Origin of the sequence: Flavobacterium jumunjinense, assembly GCF_021650975.2 — a bacterium.
Classification (GTDB): Bacteria; Bacteroidota; Bacteroidia; order Flavobacteriales; family Flavobacteriaceae; genus Flavobacterium; species Flavobacterium jumunjinense.
Map to the genome: position 1 here is coordinate 1,844,281 of NZ_CP091285.1, position 18,744 is coordinate 1,863,024.

Below are 18,744 nucleotides of genomic sequence, written 5' to 3' on the forward strand. Positions count from 1 at the left end.
ATACTTTGGAACTTATAAAAAATGATTGAAACTGATATACTAATAATTGGTGCAGGTCCAACTGGACTTTTTACAGTTTTTGAAGCTGGATTATTAAAATTAAAATGTCATATAATTGACGCTCTTCCTCAGCCAGGAGGTCAATTGGCTGAATTATATCCTAAAAAACCTATTTTCGATATTCCTGGTTATCCAGAAGTATTAGCAGGAGATTTAGTGACTAATTTAATGGATCAGATTAAACAATTTGAACCTGGTTTTACACTTGGAGAAACTGCGGAAACCATTAATAAATTAGAAGACGGAACTTTTATTGTTACTACAAGAGAAGGGACAGAATATAAAGCAAAAGCAATTGCAATTGCAGGTGGACTAGGAACATTTGAACCTAGAAAACCTTTGTTGAAAGACATTGAATTCTATGAGAAAGAAGATAGAGGTGTCGATTATTTTGTAAAAGATCCAGAAAAATATCGTGATAAAAACATCGTAATTGCTGGTGGTGGAGATTCTGCTTTAGATTGGAGTGTTTTCTTGTCTAATGTGGCTAAATCTGTTACATTAGTACATAGAAGAAATGAATTTAGAGGAGCATTAGATTCTGTAGAGAAAGTGCAAGAATTAAAATCTGAAGGGAAAATTAAATTAATTACTCCTGCTGAGATTGTTGGCTTTAAAGGAAGTGAGCGTATAGAATCATTGGATATCGAGATGAATGGTGCTCGCATGAATGTAGAAACCGATTATTTTATTCCACTTTTCGGATTAACTCCAAAATTAGGGCCTATTGCAAATTGGGGACTTGAGATTGAAAAAAATGCAATCAAAGTTAATAATGCTTTAGATTATCAAACAAATATTGACGGAATTTATGCTATTGGAGATGTTAACATCTATCCAGGTAAATTAAAGTTAATCCTTTGTGGTTTTCACGAAGCAACCTTGATGTGTCAAAGTGTATACAATAAGTTAAATCCTGGAAAACGATATGTATTAAAGTATACAACCGTTTCTGGAGTAGATGGCTTTGATGGAACACGTAAAGAAGCAGAAAAAGCAGTTGTTAAAGCAATAGATTAGTTTACTTAAAGATTTTATAGATTTGTCAACTTTTAAAAAGTTGACAAATCTAAATTAGAAATAATATGCAACAAGACATTACCATAAAAATTACTGATAGAAACGGAGTTTTACATGAAGTACAAGCTCCAACCGACATGAATATGAATGTTATGGAGCTAATTCGTTCTTATGAATTAGCAGAAGAAGGAACTATTGGTGTATGTGGAGGAATGGCAATGTGTGCTTCATGTCAATGTTACCTTTTAAACGATGTTTTAAAAACAGAACGTAATGATGACGAAGAAGCGATGCTTTCTGAAGCCTATCATGTAAAAGATAATAGTAGGCTAGGTTGTCAAATTCATCTTGTAGAAGAATTAGACGGACTAGAAATAGAAATTGCACCAGAGCAATAAAATTTTTGTAACTTTTTTTAAGAATGTGCGTATAAGAAGTATACAAACGTGATAAATGCTACAAAAAGAGTCTATTTTAGGGTTACATATTCTACAAACACTTCAATCTAGGAAAGAAGAACGATTATTAAATTATACAGCTTGTATTCATTTTATCGATGGTTTATTGTTGGAATATAACCTTGAAAAAGTTGGAGAATCTCACTTTGTTTTTGATAATAATAGTTTTACAACAGCTATTTGTTTAAAAGAATCTCATATTTGTATTCATACTTGGCCTGAAATTAACCGAATTACGATGGATGTTTATTTGTGTAATTATTCGGGAGATAACACAGAAAAAGTGCGAGCTATTTCAAATCAAATGGCAACTTTTTTTGAAGCCACTATTGTTTCATCTAACGAAATTTTTAGATAATATGGAAATAGTTTGTGCTAATTGTAATACTAAGGTAACTACTTCGTTTAATCTTATCTATAAATACTATACTTGTTTTTCGTGTCATAGTAATTATAAGTTTGATAATGGAATTAATAATTTTCTAGATAAACAATCCAATACTGCATTTCCATCACTTTTAAAAATTGGAGCAAAAGGTGTTTTTAATGAAGAAGAATATACTGTTGTTAGTTTTTCTTCTAGAAAAAATAAAGAAAATGAGATTTGGTTTGAATATAATTTAATCTCACCTTCGGATAAAAGACTTTTTCTAATTGAAGACTGTGGACATTGGATTCTTGAAAAAGAGATAGATACTAAAGAAATTACTAAAAGTACTGGTTTAACCTATAAAGGAATTGAATATAGAAAGTATGAAACAGGGAAATCACAAGAATCCTATCGTTGTGGTTTTTTTAATTATAAATTCGATTCCAATTTTAGCCATTATGAAGAATATATAAATCCTCCATTTTGTCTATCTATTGAACATGATGATAAAAAAAAATATTATCACGGAGAGCATATAAGTCGAGACAAGATAAAAAAAATATTTAATATAGATAATTTAAGAGCAAGAGAAGGGACAGGTATGGTCCAACCTTTTTATTATAATCTAACTCATGTTTTTACGATTTTTATAATTGCTATTCTAGCTATTACAGCTCTTCATATTTTCTTTTATTCACAAAGTAAAGAACAATTGGTATATCAAGATGTTTTTGATTTAAACCAAGTGAATAAAAAAGAATTATATACAGATGTGTTTGAGCTTAAAGGACCGATAGCTCCTTTAAGTATTGATGTACTTTCTAATGTAGATAACTCTTGGATGACTACAGATTTTGCTCTTATTAATCAAGAAACTGATGAAACAGTTTATTTTACTAAAGATTTAGAATATTATCACGGTTATTCAGAAGGAGAGAATTGGACAGAAGGGAGCAATAATGACGAGTTCAATATCTGTGGAGTGAGTGAAGGAAAATATAAAATAATGATTCTTTCAAATAAAGACGAAACAGATACGAATAATACTTCTCTAAATGTGAAAATATATTGGGGAAAACCGGATAATTGGAATTTATATGTTACTATTTTTATATTCCTTGCAATAGGAGCTCTGTTGTATTTTATTAAAAATAGTTTTGAAAGTCGTAGATGGGAAGATAGTTATTATTCACCTTATAAAAAAGAGTAGATGAATACATTTAAACAGTACATTTTCAATAATAAATTACCACTATTAGTTGTAGTGTTCGTAATTGCAACCTATTTATTTTCTACAATGTCAGGAAATAGGATATGTAATTGTGAAAAAATAGAAAAAGAAAAACGAACACGATCAAGTAGAATCTATAATTCAAATAGTTATAATCATAAATAATCATAAACATGGATGAATTCTTTTTTAAACCAATTCTAGCTTCAATTATATATTCCGTTTTAGGGTTTATAATTTTATTAATGTGTTATTTCATAATTGAGAAAATTACACCAGAAAAATCATGGAAAGAAATTGTTGAGAATAAAAACACAGCATTAGCTATTGTTTTGGGTGCTTTTATTTTAGGAATCTCTTTTATCATAGGAATGGCAATTCATGGTTAAAATTAAATATGAATACCTTTTTCTTGTAACAATTTTTATAATATCTACTTGCGGTTTAATTTATGAATTAGTTGCAGGTACACTAGCAAGTTATTTGTTAGGTGATTCAGTTACGCAGTTTTCATTGATAATAGGTATTTACTTGTTTTCAATGGGAATTGGTTCCTATGTTTCAAAATTTTTCAATAGTAATAATCTCATCAGTCGATTTGTAGAAATAGAAATTCTAATTGGATTAGTTGGAGGATTAAGTGCTCCATTATTGTTTTTGATTTTTAATAAAGTAGATTTTTTTGAATTCTATTTGTATTTTATTGTCTTTATAATTGGGTGTTTAGTGGGCTTAGAAATACCTATTTTAATGATTATTCTTAAAGATAAATTCAAGTTTAATACATTGGTTTCTAATGTTTTTACATTTGATTACATCGGTGCGTTATTAGCATCAATCTTATTTCCAGTGTTTTTTATACCCTATTTAGGACTTATTGAAACCTCTATTGTTTTCGGAATTGTAAATATTGGAACAGGTTTGTTAATGTGCTATATCCTTCAGAAAGAAATAAAAAATGTGCGTTTTCTAAAAGTAAAAGGTTTTTTCTCATTGTCGATTTTAGTTATAGCATTCATTTTTTCTTCTAAAATATTATCGTTTTCAGAGAAGAGTCTGTATGGTGAAAATATTGTTTTTTCAACAACAACAAAGCACCAACGCATTGTATTAACTCATGAGCGAAAGAACTTCAATCTTTATTTAAATAACAACCTACAATTTAGTACTTTCGATGAATATCGTTATCATGAAATGTTAGTGCATCCAGCGATGTCATTCGCAGACAGAGTAGATAATGTACTGATCTTAGGAGGTGGAGATGGATTAGCTGCTAGAGAAATTCTAAAGTATAAAGAGGTTAAAACAATCACATTAGTCGATTTAGACGCTGAAATGACCAATTTGTTTAAAGAGAATAATCTATTCACTAAAATGAATAGTTTTTCCATGCAAAACAAAAAAGTTGAAATTATTAACCAAGATGCATTTGTTTGGGTTAATAAAAAAGCAAATAAAAAATATGACGTAGTAATTGTTGATTTCCCAGATCCATCAAATTTTAGTCTAGGTAAATTATATACGACAAGTTTTTATAATAGTTTACAACAAATTTTAAGTAAAAAAGCGGTAATCGTGGTGCAGTCTACCTCTCCTTTTTTTGCTCCAAAATCGTTTTGGTGTGTTAATAAAACCATTCAGTCCGAATTTAAAAATGTCTACCCCTATCATGTTTATTTGCCTTCATTTGGGGAATGGGGTTTTTGTTTAACAACAAATTTCAACTTTGAAAAAAAAGTGCATAGAAGAATAGAAGACTTAAAATTTTATGATTATTCTTTTGAAAAGTATACACAGTTTTCAAAAGACATGATAACTACAGATGTTGAAGTGAATAAGTTAAATAATCAAAAGTTGGTTGCTTATTTTAATAAAGAATGGGGAAGTTATTAATTTTTATTAATAAAACATGAAAAAGGAACCTTCAAATACAATTATTAATATTCTGCCAGATCCAAATTTTACTTGTTATGTTATTACTTCTTTATTTTCTAAGGATGAATGTGAACAGCTTTTAAATCCAAAAATTAAAGAGTCATTTGAAAAAGCAATTGTTAATTATCCAACATATTACAGAAACAATGAGAGGTATGTTATTGATGATAATGAACTTTCTGAAAAATTATTTAAAAAAGTAAAGCCATACTTACCAAAAACGATTGAAGTTAATACAGGTATTTTATCTGAAAATGGTAAATGGCACTTACATAAATTAAATAATAGAATTCGTTTTTGTAAATATTCCTTAAACCAATATTTCAATAGACATCTTGATGGGATATATCATCAAGACGAAAAGACACAATCCAAGTTAACGTTTATGATTTATTTGAATAATGCTACAGAATTTGAAGGAGGTAAGACATTGTTTTATAGATCTAAAGATTCAACTGAAATTTGGGGTTCTTATATACCGAAACTGGGGGATTTAATCGTTTTTGATCACAATGTTTGGCATGAAGGTGAAACTTTATTGAAAGGTGAGAAATTTGTTTTAAGAAGTGATATTCTATATACGAGAAACTTTTTTAAAATTGAAAAACCACCATTTTATGGGCATTTAGGATATATATGGTCACTTTTGAAGTTTGATGAAAATGCTGTTTTAAGTGGAGGAAGAGATAAAGAGATAAAAGTTTGGAGTGTTGATGGAAAACTAAAACAAGTACTAAAAGGACATGGAAACTCCATTTTGTCAATTGAAAAAATTAATTCAGATACTTTTATTACTGGCTCTAGAGATCAATCTATAATTGTTTGGAAGAATTACACTATACTTAGAGAGATAAAGATTCATAATGCAGTTGTATTGTCTCTTTGTAAATTAGACGACACTACTTTTGTTTCTAGTGGTGGAGATAATACAATTAAAATTGTTACTCTTGAAGGAACGGTTTTAAAAGTGTTTAATGAGCATAAAAGTTGGGTTTGGAAATTAATTAGAATTAGTGATGAAATAGTTATTTCTGCATCTGAGGATAAAACAATTAAATTATGGAATTTACAGTTGAATCAATCAGTTATAACTTTTCATGAAAACCACCCCGTAATTAGTCTTGAGTTTAATAAAGAAACGAGTTGTTTACTATCTGGAAATTTAAATGGAGATATTACTATTAGAAAATTAAATAATTATTTTGAAATAGAAGAAGAATTGATTTTTAACGCTCATTGTGGAATAATTAGAACAATAAAGTGGCTTAATAATGGGCAATTTGTAACTGGTGGAGAAGATAATAAAGTTAAAATTTGGAATAGAGAGGGCGAACTGATTTCTGAATTTCAGCATCAAAATTTTGTACAAGCAATTGAATTATTAGACAATAGAACATTATTAACAGGTTCTTTTGATGGAACAATTAAAAGATGGAGTTTGAAATAAAGCATTCAATTTATAAGTTAAGATTTATAATCCTCTAATCGACAAGGTCCTTCTAAAACCTCTTTTACAATTTGAAGTGTTCCATCTTCTTTAGTATCAATAAACCATTTAATAAGAGCAATAGTGCCATTAACGATTTCAATCCCTGTAATACTTCTAGGGTGCACACAACTTCCATCGTTAAAATAATGTAAAGCATTTTCTATTGGGCTAGGAAAACGAGGCCTATGAGTATGGCCTGTAATGGTAATTTTATTATTGTTATTAGCAATCCATTCTTTTATGTTTTCCTCAACCTTTATTAATTCAATATAATTCTTCGCAGGACTTGTAGGGTCTTTTATTCCCCAGACTTGTAAAGGTTTCCAAAGTACTCTAACTAGAAAACGATTAATTTTCCAACCTACATAGTTCATAAAATCGGCTTGGTGGCCATGGGTTAAAAATAATTCTTGATTATGGTTGTCTTTGTTAATTAAAACTAAGGCTTCATGGTATTTTATATTTGGAAATAGTGGCACTTTTTCTCCTTTTCTTTGATCGAAATAGTGACTTAAGTTTTTCTTTATAATATTTTCATTACGATACACCATATCATGATTGCCATAAATCATGTGTAATCGTTTAGTATTAAAAAACTGTTGAAGTAGGAGGTAAACATTTTTATTGGCTTCAAAAATATCTTTAAAAAAGATATTTTCCCATAATTCATCACCATCACCTAGTTCAATGTATGAAAAGTCTTCTTTGTAATAATGATTAAGTGCATGAAAATAAATGTTTCTATTGTTTGCAAAATCATCAGCAAAACTACTGTCACCACGATGACAATCGCTAAATAAAATAAATTTATCGTCATTAGTAAACGAGATTCTTTGGGCTGCTTTATAGGCTTTGTTTAATCGATTTTGGGAAGACATGATTGTTAGGTTGTGTTTTCTTACTTTACTTCCAAAAATACATTTTTTTCTTGATAAAATGAAAAAGCTCTAAATGTAGTTTCACGCTTAGAGCTTTAATCGTTGCTTTGGATTATTTAGCCGACATCCATCTTTCTAGAGTAGCCATTATTTTTTCTTGATCTGCTTTAGGAAAGTGCTTTATTCTTGTTCTATGTGTTCCTGTTGGTAATACCATTTTGAGAGCATCTAAATTCTCTTTAGGAGTAGGAGAACAAGCACCCCAAGTATCGTAACCTCCATATATATAAAGGATTTTATTTCCTTTTGTTTCAACAAATTTTCTAACTTCTTTAATATATTTTGGGTTGTAATCTAAATTAACATCTTTTGGAGCAAAACGTTTGTTGGAAGTGCTCTTTACGATTTGTAATAAATCTTCAACAGGAGTAAAATCGAAGCCATAATAACCTAATTCTCTAATATGTTGATAATAGGAAGGAAGTAAATTATGATAAGTCTCATCATTATAAAAACTAATACCAACAATTGCATTCATATAATCAAACAATTCTTTAGGAGAAGCACTATTGTCTGGAATGTCTTCACATTTTCCTGACCATTGCCAAAATGAAAATGAAAACTCTAAGGCTGCATACTCTAAAGCTTCTTCTATAGTAACTTCTTCAAAAGTCATGTTTTTTTCAGTTGCATAATTCTTTATTTCTGCTATAATAGCTTCTCTGTTTAATAATAGTGCTCTTTGAAAATTCCTTACTTTTTCTCTACATTCTTTCGTACCTACACTATTAATATGATTGGTAGTTCTAATGTCTTCCTGCGTATCAATTAAAGGAGCAACATAAGGAATAGCAATAGTAACATCATTAGGATATTTCGATTTATAGATTAAGGTAGTTTCTCCACCTTTACTAATTCCAGTAGAAATCCATTTGTTTTTATAAAGTTTTTTTAATAGCCCTACGATATAATGATAATCTTCTATGGCTTGATCATTAGTTAAAAATTCCCAAGGAACAGGATTAGGTCTTGATTTTCCATAGAATCGGTATTCAACAACAACCTGATTTGCATTTAGTAGATTACTCACTTCATTCTTAACATAACGGGCAGCATAGCCTTCAGTTTCTATAATCATTGGTTTGTTGAAATCAGAATGAGAAAGATAAATATGATGCTCAAAAGTCCCTTTTTTAGGGTTTTTATGATCTAATAATTGATTTAGTATAATTTCAAAAGACTGAGAATAGCCTTCAAGGTTTTCAATCGGAATAATTTTTGCGGTTGGAAATAACTCAAGCAAACGAGATTTTATTTTTTCTCCTTCAATGTTCTGTCCAAATAGTAATGTTGTAGATGCCAATAAAACGGCAATGAGGAATGGTTTTAAAAGTTTCATTTTGTTTTTAATTTTTAGGTACATATTCTTTTCTATAACTCAAAGGAGAAACACCTTTAATTTCTTTAAACTTTCTATTAAAATTGGAAATGTTATTAAAGCCAGATAATTCTGCAATTTCAATTACAGGAAGTTCTTTTTGTTTTAATAATAGTTTAGCAGATTTTTCAATTCTCAACTCAATAAGAAACTGAAAAAAAGTTTTATTTGTTCGTGTTTTAAAATACCTGCAAAATGCATTTTTAGACATATTAGCAATACTAGCAATTTCTTCAAGGCAAATATTCGAATGAAAATTATTCATAACAAATTCGAACACTATTTGCATTCTTTTTCCTTCGGTATCAGTCATAAGCTTGTTGTATCTAAAACTTGAAAGAGATTCTTTTTCAGATTTAGTAAGCAGCTTAATTATTTTAAAAAAAAGAATAAAGCGGTTAAAATTATTCTCTTTTGAAAATTTTAGAATTAATTTTCTAATTTTTTCAGTGTTAGTATCTATTTTACAACCATTTTTAATTTCTTTAAATAAAGGTTGAATCGATTTAAATTCAGAAAAATTAAACAATAATTCTCCAAAAGATTCTGGAGTAAAAAAAATAGAATGAACTAAGCTATATGGGTTTTCATCAGGATCTCTTGGTTCACTTCTTAATACATGAGGTAGGTTGCTTCCGAAAATAAGAATGTCTCCATCTTTATATTCGGAAATAGTATCGCCAATAATAATTGTACCCTCTCCTCTTTCAATATAACTAATCTGAATTTCTTCATGCTGATGAAGCTTATCATAGAGGATAATTTCTTCGTCCCTTTGATAGATTAGTGTCTCATCTTTTGTTTTTGGAATTTTAAACGGAAATACTTTCATAATGAAAAAAATCTATTCAAATATAAAGTAATTATTAAATATTAGTCAATAAAACTACTTTATATGATACAACAGGGTAATATAGTATCAATTTGGGTTAATATAATCAAAGTAGCCCTCTTTTAATCAGGATATCTTTGCATAAAACAAATGATATGAGTGTTCAATGGAAAGGGGTAATGCCAGCAGTTACCACAAAATTTACAGAAAAAGATCAGTTAGATTTAGAAATGTTCCAAGTAAATATTAATGCACAATTAGAAGCAGGTGTAGAGGGTATTATTCTTGGAGGAACATTAGGAGAGGCAAGTACTCTTTTAGATGAAGAAAAACGCGAACTTGTTCGAGAAACAGTTCGAATAGTAGATGGAAAGGTACCTGTAATTATGAATGTTGCAGAGCAAACTACCCGTGGAGCTATTGAAGCAGCAAATAAAGCTGAAAAAGATGGAGCAAGAGGTCTAATGATGCTTCCTCCAATGCGATATAATGCAACAAATCATGAAACTGTAGTTTATTTTTCAGAAGTAGCTAAAAATACATCATTACCAATAATGGTATATAATAATCCAATAGACTATAAGATAGAAGTAACACTTGATATGTTTGACGAATTATTAAAATTTGATAACATACAAGCGGTTAAAGAATCTACAAGAGATATTTCAAATGTAACAAGAATAAAAAATCGTTTTGGAGATAGGTTAAAAATCCTTTCTGGAGTTGATACCTTGGCTTTAGAAAGTATTTTGATGGGATCTGATGGTTGGGTAGCTGGATTAGTAGATGCTTTTCCAGCAGAAACAGTTGCTATTTATAAGTTAGCGAAAGCTGGAAGAATAGATGAAGCATTGAAGATCTACAGATGGTTTTTACCATTATTAGAATTAGATATTAATGCTCAATTAGTTCAGAATATAAAGTTAGCAGAAGTTGCAACAGGAATAGGTACAGAATATGTTAGAGCTCCAAGATTGCAATTAATAGGTGCAGAAAGAGAAAGAGTACAAAATATAATAACGGAGGGGTTAAAAAACAGACCTCAATTACCCGATTATAAAAGTTTATAGTTTGTTTATTAATTAAATGGCTTATCTACAGATGTATATGCTGTAGGTTTGCTGTTTAGGTTTAAAAAAAAAGAAAAATGATTGAAGGAAAAAGTTATATAGGAAGTCAATTAATAGCAGAAGGGGATATAAAAGTAAAAACATTTAATCCAGAATTAAATGAAGATAATCCATGGGTGTTTACTGAAGCAACAGCTTTAGAAATTGATAAGGCGGTTACCTTAGCAGATGAAGCTTTTGCGACGTATAAAGATTACTCAGGAGAACGGAAAGCTTCTTTTTTAAATGCAATAGCTGATGAAATAGTAGCTTTAGGAGACCAATTATTAGAAGTATACACAAAAGAGTCAGGTTTACCAAGAGGAAGAGCAGAAGGAGAACGAGGAAGAACAATTGGTCAGTTGAGAGCTTTTGCAGAAATGCTATTAGAAGGTAGTTGGGTAGATGCCGTAATTGATACTGCTATACCAGAAAGACAACCTTTTCCTAGAGTAGATCTAAGAAAAATGAATGTACCATTAGGTCCAGTTGTAGTTTTTGGATCCAGTAATTTTCCATTTGCCTTTTCAACAGCAGGAGGAGATACTGCTTCAGCATTAGCTGCTGGATGTCCGGTAATTGTAAAAAGTCATTCTATGCATGTGGGAACTGGCGAATTGGTTGCTTCAGCTGTAATTCGAGCAGCCAAAAAAACAAATATGCCAGAAGGTGTGTTTTCAAACTTAATAGGAAGTGGGAGAACATTAGGAACGGCTTTAGTAGCTCATCCAAAAGTAAAAGCGGTTGGATTTACAGGTAGTATTGCTGGAGGAAGAGCCCTTTTTGATTTAGCTGCCAAAAGACCAGAACCAATTCCTGTTTTTGCAGAAATGGGAAGTATAAATCCTGTTGTGATTTTGCCAAAAGCGTCAGAAATGAATAGTAAAAAATGGGCTACAGCCTATGCAGGTTCAATAACAATGGGTACAGGACAATTTTGTACTAATCCAGGTTTGATTATTGGTGTGAAAAGTGATAGTCTGAAACGTTTTACTGAAGAATTGTCGCAAGAGATAAGCAAAATAAATCCAACATGTATGTTACATCACTCTATCAAGAATAATTTTGATAAAGGTAGGGATTTATTGATGTCTCAAGAAAATGTTGAAGTGATAGCAAAGTACAATGAGGATATTAATCCTAATTATGCAGCACAAACTGTTTTAACGGTATCAGGAAAAACATTTTTAGAGAATAAAACATTAAGCGAAGAAGTGTTTGGACCATTTTCGGTTATTGTTCAATGTGAGAATGAAGACGAATTGATTACTGTTATTAAAGCGTTAGATGGACAATTAACAGGAACGATTCTAAGTGAGGGCGATGAAATAAATGAATATTCAAATGTAATTTCAGCATTGCAAAATAGAGTAGGTCGACTCATTTTTAACGGTGTTCCAACAGGTGTTGAAGTTTGTCCAGCAATGTTACATGGTGGTCCATATCCCGCTTCATCCGATTCTAGATTTACAGCAGTTGGTATAAATTCTGTAAAGCGTTGGGTGCGTCCTGTCAGTTTTCAAGATTGGCCAAATAGCTTATTACCAAAGGAACTTCAAAACGAAAATCAGTTAGGTATTTCAAGAATGGTAAACAATACAGTAACTACTTTACCTATAGAATAATGGCTAGAAAAACATTTTTTTGTGTAGATGCTCACACTTGTGGAAATCCTGTAAGAGTTGTAGCTGGTGGCGGCCCTAATTTAGTTGGGAACAATATGAGCGAGAAGAGGCAACACTTTTTAAATGAGTTCGATTGGATTAGGAAAGGATTGATGTTTGAACCTAGAGGGCATGATATGATGAGTGGGAGTATTTTATATCCGCCAAGTAATCCAGATAATGACTTTGGGATTCTGTTTATTGAAACATCTGGGTGTTTGCCAATGTGTGGTCATGGAACAATTGGAACCATTACAATTGCAATTGAAGAAGGATTAATTACTCCTAAAGTTCCAGGTAGGATTAAAATGGAAGCGCCAGCAGGTTTGGTTCAGATAGAATATAAGCAAACAGGAAATAAAGTAGAGTGGGTTAAACTAACAAATGTTAAGTCTTATTTAGCAGCAGAAAATTTAACAATTGACTGTTCAGAATTAGGAGAGATTGTTTTCGATGTTGCCTATGGAGGAAATTATTATGCAATTGTTGATCCACAAAAGAATTTTTCAGGCATTCAAGATTTTACAGCAAGTAAAATCATTCAATATAGTCAAGAAGTAAGGAAAAGTATTAATGAAAAATATCCAAACTTATTTATTCACCCAGAAAATGAGACAATAAGAGATGTAAGTCATATGTTATGGACAGGAACACCTTTAGACGCAACATCGTCTGGAAGGAATGCTGTTTTTTATGGAGATAAAGCAATCGATCGTTCTCCATGTGGAACAGGAACTTCTGCAAGAATTGCACAATTGTTTGCAAAAGGAAAACTTAAACAAGGGGAAGATTTTATACACGAAAGTTATATTGGTAGTAAATTCACTGGAAAAGTAGAAGAAGTAACCAAGTTAGGAGATTTTGATGCAATTGTGCCAAGTATTCAAGGATGGGCAAAAGTTTATGGATACAATACAATTATTATTGATGATAAGGATGATCCTTATGCGCATGGATTTCAGGTAATTTAAAAATGAAGAAAATAAGTATTATAGGTGGTGGAATTATTGGTCTGTGTACGGCCTATTATTTATCTAAAGAAGGTTTTTCAGTTACCCTATTTGATAGATCCGATTTGACAGATGGTTGTTCGCATGGTAATGCAGGAATGATTGTTCCTTCACATGTTATTCCATTAGCACAACCAGGAATGATAAAGCAAGGGATTAAATGGATGTTTGACAATAAAAGCCCATTCTATGTAAAACCTAGGCTAGATAAAGAATTACTTCAATGGGGTTGGAAATTTTATAAACATGCAAACCAAAAGCATGTGGAAAATGCGATGCCTGCTTTAAGAGATTTATCATTGCTAAGTAAGGAATTGTATAGAGAATTAAATAGAATTAGTGATTCTTTTCTTTATGAAGAAAGAGGATTATTAATGCTGTATAAAAGTGAAAAAGTAGGTGAAGAGGTAATTCATGAAGGGGAATTAGCAGAAAACTTAGGACTTAAAGTCGATTTTTTGTCGAAAGCAGAATTAACTCGACTAGAGAAAGGAACAACAGTTGATGCTATTGGTGCTGTTCATTATAAAAGCGATGCCCATTTGCAACCACAAAAGTTAGTTGCTTTTTTATTTGATGAAATAGAAAAGTCAGGTGGAGAAATTAAGCGAAATTGTAACGTTAATGATTTTGTAATAGAAAAAGGAGAAGTTGTGGAAGTTATTACAACCCAAGGAAATTTTAAAACAGATGAGGTTGTAATTGCTACAGGAACTTGGAGTCCAGAAATTGCTAAAAAAATAGGTTCAAATCTTTCATTATTACCAGGTAAAGGATATAGTTTTACGCTTTTTAATGAAAAAGAAAAGCCATCAATACCTTCCATTTTGTGTGAAGGAAAAGTAGCGGTAACACCAATGGGAGATTCTATTCGATATGGGGGAACAATGGAAATTACACATACAAATGATATAAAAATAAAACAAAATAGATTGCGAGGAATTGTGAATACAGTTAATGAATTCTATCCTAATTTGAATGTTCAAATGCCAAATGAGGAGAATGTTTGGTATGGATTTAGACCTTGTACTCCTTCAGGAATGCCAATTATAACGAGGGATAAAAAAATTAAAAATGTAGTTTTTGCCACTGGGCATGCTATGATGGGGCTTAGTTTAGCTCCAGCAACGGGTAAGATAGTTGCAGAGATTATTTCTGAGAAACCTTTGTCAGTTTCGACAAAGATGTTTCAATTTGTTTAGTATGCAAAAACCGGTCTTTATTACGACCGGTTTTTTTATTTTGTAAGATTAGACCAATTCTTTTTTCAGAATTTGCTCTTCAATTGCATTCCATAGACCAATTCTTTTTTGTAATGCTAAAATTGAAACTTGTTCCACTTCTTGCCATTTTTTTGCATCATTTTCGCATAACTCTTCAATCATTTTCATAGCCATAGGGCCATGTTCGTCTGCGTCTAGTTCAATGTGACGTTCGAAATAATATATTAATTTAGATAAATCCGTTTCTGGAAAGTTTTGTTCGAACTTCTTTAAAATTGCAGAAAACATTTCAGGAATTAAGTCTTCACGACCAAATGTGAATGCAGCTGCTATTTGATGAGGTTCTCCTTCTTCAATAATTCTAAAAGTGAAATCTAGAAATGTTTTTATGTTCTCATGAAGATTACTCTGTTTAATACTAACAAAAATATTTTGAGTAGTTACCACATCTTCTAAGAAGTCTTTCATTATTGAAGTATTAGCTCCACAAGCTTCCATTGCTTCTAAATACAATTCATAATGACTTTTTCTATTTCCTTCTTGATCAATATCTGTTTCTTCAGCAACTACAATCTCATTAATTAAATAACGAATTTCAGGATTTCCTTTAGGAAGCCATGGTGTAGTTGTGCAGGTTAATTTATTTTGTAAAGCTTTTAAGAGTGACATAAAGTCCCATACAGCAAAAACATGACTTTCAAGAAAGCTATGTAAATCTTCTATAGATTTTATTTCATTATATAAAGAATGCTCTAATAGTTGATCTTTATATGGTTTAATGCTACGGTTAATAGTTTGAGTATCCATAATTTTACATTTTTAAATTATTATACGAATGCCATTTGAGTAATAGATTGCAAATAATGTTCCAAAATTAAAAATGCTTCACTAAATAGCGAAGCATTTTGTATAAATTTTATTTATTGTTTAATTATTTAAATGCAGGGAAGCCTGTAATGTCCATACCAGTAATCAATAAATGTATATCGTGTGTTCCTTCATAAGTTACTACAGACTCTAAATTCATCATGTGTCTCATGATGGAATATTCACCTGTAATTCCCATACCACCAAGCATTTGTCTTGCATCTCTAGCAATTGTTAATGCCATGTCAACATTATTTCTTTTTGCCATAGAAATTTGAGCAGTAGTTGCTTTTCCTTCATTTCTTAAAACACCAAGTCTCCAAGTTAATAATTGAGCTTTTGTGATTTCTGTAATCATTTCAGCTAATTTTTTTTGTTGTAATTGTGTTGCACCAATTGGTTTGTCAAATTGAATACGTTCTTTAGAGTATCTTAAAGCAGTATCATAACAATCCATTGCAGCACCAATTGCACCCCATGCAATTCCATAACGAGCAGAATCTAAACATCCAAGTGGAGCACCTAGACCCGATTTATTTGGTAATAAGTTTTCTTTAGGAACTTTTACATTATCAAAAATTAATTCACCAGTAGCAGAAGCGCGAAGAGACCATTTGTTATGTGTTTCTGGGGTTGTAAAACCTTCCATTCCACGCTCAACAATTAAACCGTGAATTCTACCTTCTTCATTTTTTGCCCAAACAATAGCAATGTCTGCGAAAGGAGCATTTGAAATCCACATTTTAGCACCATTCAAAAGATAATGATCGCCCATATCTTTAAAATTTGAAGTCATTCCACTTGGATTAGAACCATGATCTGGTTCTGTTAAACCGAAACAACCAATGAATTCTCCAGTTGCAAGTTTTGGTAAATATTTCATTCGTTGCTCTTCGTTTCCATATTTCCATATTGGATACATAACTAATGAAGACTGTACAGATGAGGTTGAACGAACACCAGAATCTCCTCTTTCAATTTCTTGCATGATTAGACCATATGAAATTTGATCTAAACCAGCACCACCATACTCTACAGGGATATAAGGTCCAAAACCACCAATTTCACCCAAACCTTTTACAATTTGTTTAGGAAATTCAGCTTTTTGAGCATATTCTTCAATAATTGGAGATACTTCTTTTTTAACCCATGCGCGTGCAGCGTCACGAACTAATTTATGTTCATCAGACAATAAGTCGTCTAAAAGGTAATAATCAGGTGATTGAAATAAATCTGGTTTCATAATTATGTCATTGGAAGTAACGCTATTAAACGTTACATTTAGTTATAAATTTACAACAAAAGTAATTAAAGATTTTTAACAAATCAATTGTAAAATGTTATAATTTTAAAAACTATAGAAATGATGAGATCTATGTTGCTTTAAGGTGAGTTATATTCAATAAAATGAAGATTTTTTTCTTTATTTTGCTGTTTTTTATGTTTATTTTGAAATTATCTTTTAATAAAACTTAAAATAAATGTTGTTTGTGTTCTTTTTCTTTTTATTTTAGACGTGTTCTTTTTTTAGAGAATAGATTATATAATATTTTGATAAGTGAATTTAAAAAAAGAAATCAAGTTTTCTAATTGTATCCTTTTATTAATTGATTTAGATATAATTACTGCAAAAAACCACAAATAATAATCGTAAAGATTTCAATTTTTATTTAGATTGAAATGACTTAGAATTTTAAACTTTAAGTTAATGATTATTAGAATTTTATTATTAATATTTTTCTTTGTTTTATGTATATAAAGAAAGAAAAAAGTTGCTGAAGCTAATTCATTACGTGAATTGTAATGTTAGTGTATTTTATGCAATTAATGATCTATGGATTATAGATGATTGAAACTAAAATAGTAATAAAGTTTTTGAAGTAAAGAATATTAATTAAAAATCAAATAGTATGTTAAAAAAAATTTTAAAACTAGACGGAGCTCAAAAATTAAATAAGTCTGAGCAAAAAAATATTAGCGGTGGAGTAAAAATTCCTTTCCCACCTTTTGAACCAAAATTTTGTGGTGGTGACGGAAGCTTTATTTATGTAGGTGGAAAAAAAGTATGTTGCTACATTCCAGCAGATAATAATTATATTTGCTAGTAAATTATAGCATGAAAACAAATAAATTAAAAGACTACTTCGTGTGGTCTTTTTTTATGTAATGATTTAAAATTGACTTTACACAAAGTAGGTTTAAAGGGAATTCTATAAGTACATGTAAAATGCTTAAAAACAAAAGTAAAGAAAGTCCTAAGCTATAATTATAGAAATAAATGCTAACAGCAATTATCCATGTAAGTAAAATGTAAGCAGATTTTTTATGAGTAATTTTTTTATGCCAGCCTATAATTGATGTTTTTGAAAACCAATTTAAATAATGATAGGTATATGCAAATGAAATAAACATTTGAATTTTTAAATCGAGTATTTCATAAAAGAAAAAATTACTTTCATGTTTATTACTTATCATTTTAGATATAGAGTTATTTAAAACATGAAAATTATTAGTAGTAAAAATAGACTTTATAGTCTCTGAAAATTGATAACTACTGTTGTCGATATTTATAAATAATAAGATTATAGGTATACTTAAGAGAAGAAGAATATTAAATGAATTTATATTGTTTTTTTCTTTTAAATTCCCATACCACATAAACAATAGTGTAAAAAGATACACATGAATAATTGTAGGAAGTAGCACACCAATAATCATTTGATAAGATGAAATCTGATGCGAAAAATAGGCTACTAAAATTCCAATAATAATAAGTACTAATTGAATATTCCTTTTTTTTATGAATAGAAAACTAAATGCAACAACTATTGATATAAAGAACAAATGATTTGTATATTTTGGAAGGACGTATTTTAAGATTTTTAAAATAGAATAATCTTGAAATGATGAGAAAATAGAAAGATTCGTTATGCTAGGAATAGCAATAATAATGGAAAAAAACAGAATAATATAGATCCATTTTTTATCATTTAAGAAATATTTTTTCTCCTGAATCCAATTGATCTCTGTTAAATAATGTAACGGACCTAGAATAGCATATACAATAATAAATAATTCAAACGGAAAAATATAAGCTAATCCAAAAGAAATTAGAATTAGTACTGTGTTAAGTTTGTCTATCGGAATACTTTTCATGGTG

General features: G+C 30.1%; 19 protein-coding genes. 13 read left to right on the forward strand and 6 right to left on the reverse strand.

Features of this window, described 5'->3' with window-relative positions; genetic code table 11:
* Positions 1-21 precede the first annotated feature (21 nt).
* From L2Z92_RS08205 to L2Z92_RS08240, 8 genes are all read left to right on the forward strand, one after another.
* Positions 22-1,080: an NAD(P)/FAD-dependent oxidoreductase gene (locus L2Z92_RS08205; protein WP_236458341.1), complete on the forward strand. Its 1,059-nt coding sequence runs from the start codon at positions 22-24 to the stop codon at positions 1,078-1,080.
* A 65-nt stretch (positions 1,081-1,145) separates the two neighbouring features.
* Complete coding sequence (locus tag L2Z92_RS08210; protein ID WP_236458342.1) at positions 1,146-1,478, forward strand: 2Fe-2S iron-sulfur cluster-binding family protein; 333 nt, start codon at positions 1,146-1,148, stop codon at positions 1,476-1,478.
* 55 nt (positions 1,479-1,533) lie between these two features.
* Complete coding sequence (locus L2Z92_RS08215) at positions 1,534-1,896, forward strand: S-adenosylmethionine decarboxylase family protein (RefSeq protein ID WP_236458343.1); 363 nt, start codon at positions 1,534-1,536, stop codon at positions 1,894-1,896.
* A 1-nt stretch (position 1,897) separates the two neighbouring features.
* Positions 1,898-3,118, forward strand: a complete 1,221-nt coding sequence (locus L2Z92_RS08220) for a DUF4178 domain-containing protein (RefSeq protein ID WP_236458344.1) — start codon at positions 1,898-1,900, stop codon at positions 3,116-3,118.
* Positions 3,119-3,304: a hypothetical protein gene (locus tag L2Z92_RS08225; protein ID WP_236458345.1), complete on the forward strand. Its 186-nt coding sequence runs from the start codon at positions 3,119-3,121 to the stop codon at positions 3,302-3,304.
* A gap of 8 nt (positions 3,305-3,312) precedes the next feature.
* On the forward strand, positions 3,313-3,528 hold the full coding sequence (locus L2Z92_RS08230) for a DUF350 domain-containing protein (RefSeq protein WP_236458346.1): 216 nt from the start codon (positions 3,313-3,315) through the stop codon (positions 3,526-3,528).
* A complete protein-coding gene (locus L2Z92_RS08235) occupies positions 3,521-5,032 on the forward strand; it encodes a polyamine aminopropyltransferase (RefSeq protein WP_236458347.1) in 1,512 nt (503 codons plus the stop codon). The genes L2Z92_RS08230 and L2Z92_RS08235 overlap by 8 nt, the downstream gene beginning before the upstream one ends.
* A 16-nt stretch (positions 5,033-5,048) precedes the next feature.
* Entirely contained in the window at positions 5,049-6,521 is a 1,473-nt protein-coding gene (locus L2Z92_RS08240) for a 2OG-Fe(II) oxygenase (RefSeq protein ID WP_236458348.1), read from the forward strand.
* Positions 6,522-6,538: 17 nt separating this feature from the next.
* On the opposite strand, the gene L2Z92_RS08245 is transcribed toward L2Z92_RS08240, so the two are convergent.
* The 3 genes from L2Z92_RS08245 to L2Z92_RS08255 all read right to left on the reverse strand — a co-directional run bounded on the left by L2Z92_RS08245 (position 6,539) and on the right by L2Z92_RS08255 (position 9,711).
* Positions 6,539-7,441, reverse strand: a complete 903-nt coding sequence (locus tag L2Z92_RS08245) for a metallophosphoesterase (protein ID WP_236458349.1) — start codon at positions 7,439-7,441, stop codon at positions 6,539-6,541.
* 112 nt (positions 7,442-7,553) lie between these two features.
* Positions 7,554-8,840, reverse strand: coding sequence for a S28 family serine protease (locus tag L2Z92_RS08250; protein ID WP_236458350.1), 1,287 nt, complete (start codon positions 8,838-8,840; stop codon positions 7,554-7,556).
* A 7-nt stretch (positions 8,841-8,847) separates the two neighbouring features.
* Positions 8,848-9,711, reverse strand: coding sequence for an AraC family transcriptional regulator (locus L2Z92_RS08255; RefSeq protein WP_236458351.1), 864 nt, complete (start codon positions 9,709-9,711; stop codon positions 8,848-8,850).
* 155 nt (positions 9,712-9,866) lie between these two features.
* On the opposite strand from L2Z92_RS08255, the gene L2Z92_RS08260 reads away from it, so the two are divergent.
* From L2Z92_RS08260 to L2Z92_RS08275, 4 genes are all read left to right on the forward strand, one after another.
* Positions 9,867-10,781, forward strand: coding sequence for a dihydrodipicolinate synthase family protein (locus L2Z92_RS08260; protein ID WP_236458352.1), 915 nt, complete (start codon positions 9,867-9,869; stop codon positions 10,779-10,781).
* 77 nt (positions 10,782-10,858) lie between these two features.
* Positions 10,859-12,445, forward strand: a complete 1,587-nt coding sequence (locus L2Z92_RS08265; protein ID WP_236458353.1) for an aldehyde dehydrogenase (NADP(+)) — start codon at positions 10,859-10,861, stop codon at positions 12,443-12,445.
* Entirely contained in the window at positions 12,445-13,455 is a 1,011-nt protein-coding gene (locus L2Z92_RS08270; RefSeq protein ID WP_236458354.1) for a 4-hydroxyproline epimerase, read from the forward strand. The genes L2Z92_RS08265 and L2Z92_RS08270 overlap by 1 nt, the downstream gene beginning before the upstream one ends.
* 2 nt (positions 13,456-13,457) lie before the next feature.
* A complete protein-coding gene (locus L2Z92_RS08275; RefSeq protein ID WP_236458355.1) occupies positions 13,458-14,696 on the forward strand; it encodes an NAD(P)/FAD-dependent oxidoreductase in 1,239 nt (412 codons plus the stop codon).
* 48 nt (positions 14,697-14,744) lie between these two features.
* Here the strand turns inward: L2Z92_RS08275 and L2Z92_RS08280 are convergent, their stop codons facing one another.
* Both L2Z92_RS08280 and L2Z92_RS08285 read right to left on the reverse strand, forming a co-directional pair.
* Positions 14,745-15,524 (reverse strand): DUF3050 domain-containing protein, encoded by a 780-nt coding sequence (locus L2Z92_RS08280; protein WP_236458356.1) that lies wholly within the window; start codon positions 15,522-15,524, stop codon positions 14,745-14,747.
* Positions 15,525-15,648: 124 nt separating this feature from the next.
* On the reverse strand, positions 15,649-16,827 hold the full coding sequence (locus L2Z92_RS08285; RefSeq protein ID WP_236458357.1) for an acyl-CoA dehydrogenase family protein: 1,179 nt from the start codon (positions 16,825-16,827) through the stop codon (positions 15,649-15,651).
* Between the two features lie 667 nt (positions 16,828-17,494).
* Between L2Z92_RS08285 and L2Z92_RS08290 the strand changes: the two genes are divergently transcribed.
* A complete protein-coding gene (locus tag L2Z92_RS08290; RefSeq protein ID WP_236458358.1) occupies positions 17,495-17,689 on the forward strand; it encodes a hypothetical protein in 195 nt (64 codons plus the stop codon).
* Positions 17,690-17,723: 34 nt separating this feature from the next.
* Here the strand turns inward: L2Z92_RS08290 and L2Z92_RS08295 are convergent, their stop codons facing one another.
* Positions 17,724-18,740, reverse strand: a complete 1,017-nt coding sequence (locus L2Z92_RS08295) for a hypothetical protein (protein ID WP_236458359.1) — start codon at positions 18,738-18,740, stop codon at positions 17,724-17,726.
* Positions 18,741-18,744 lie beyond the last annotated feature (4 nt).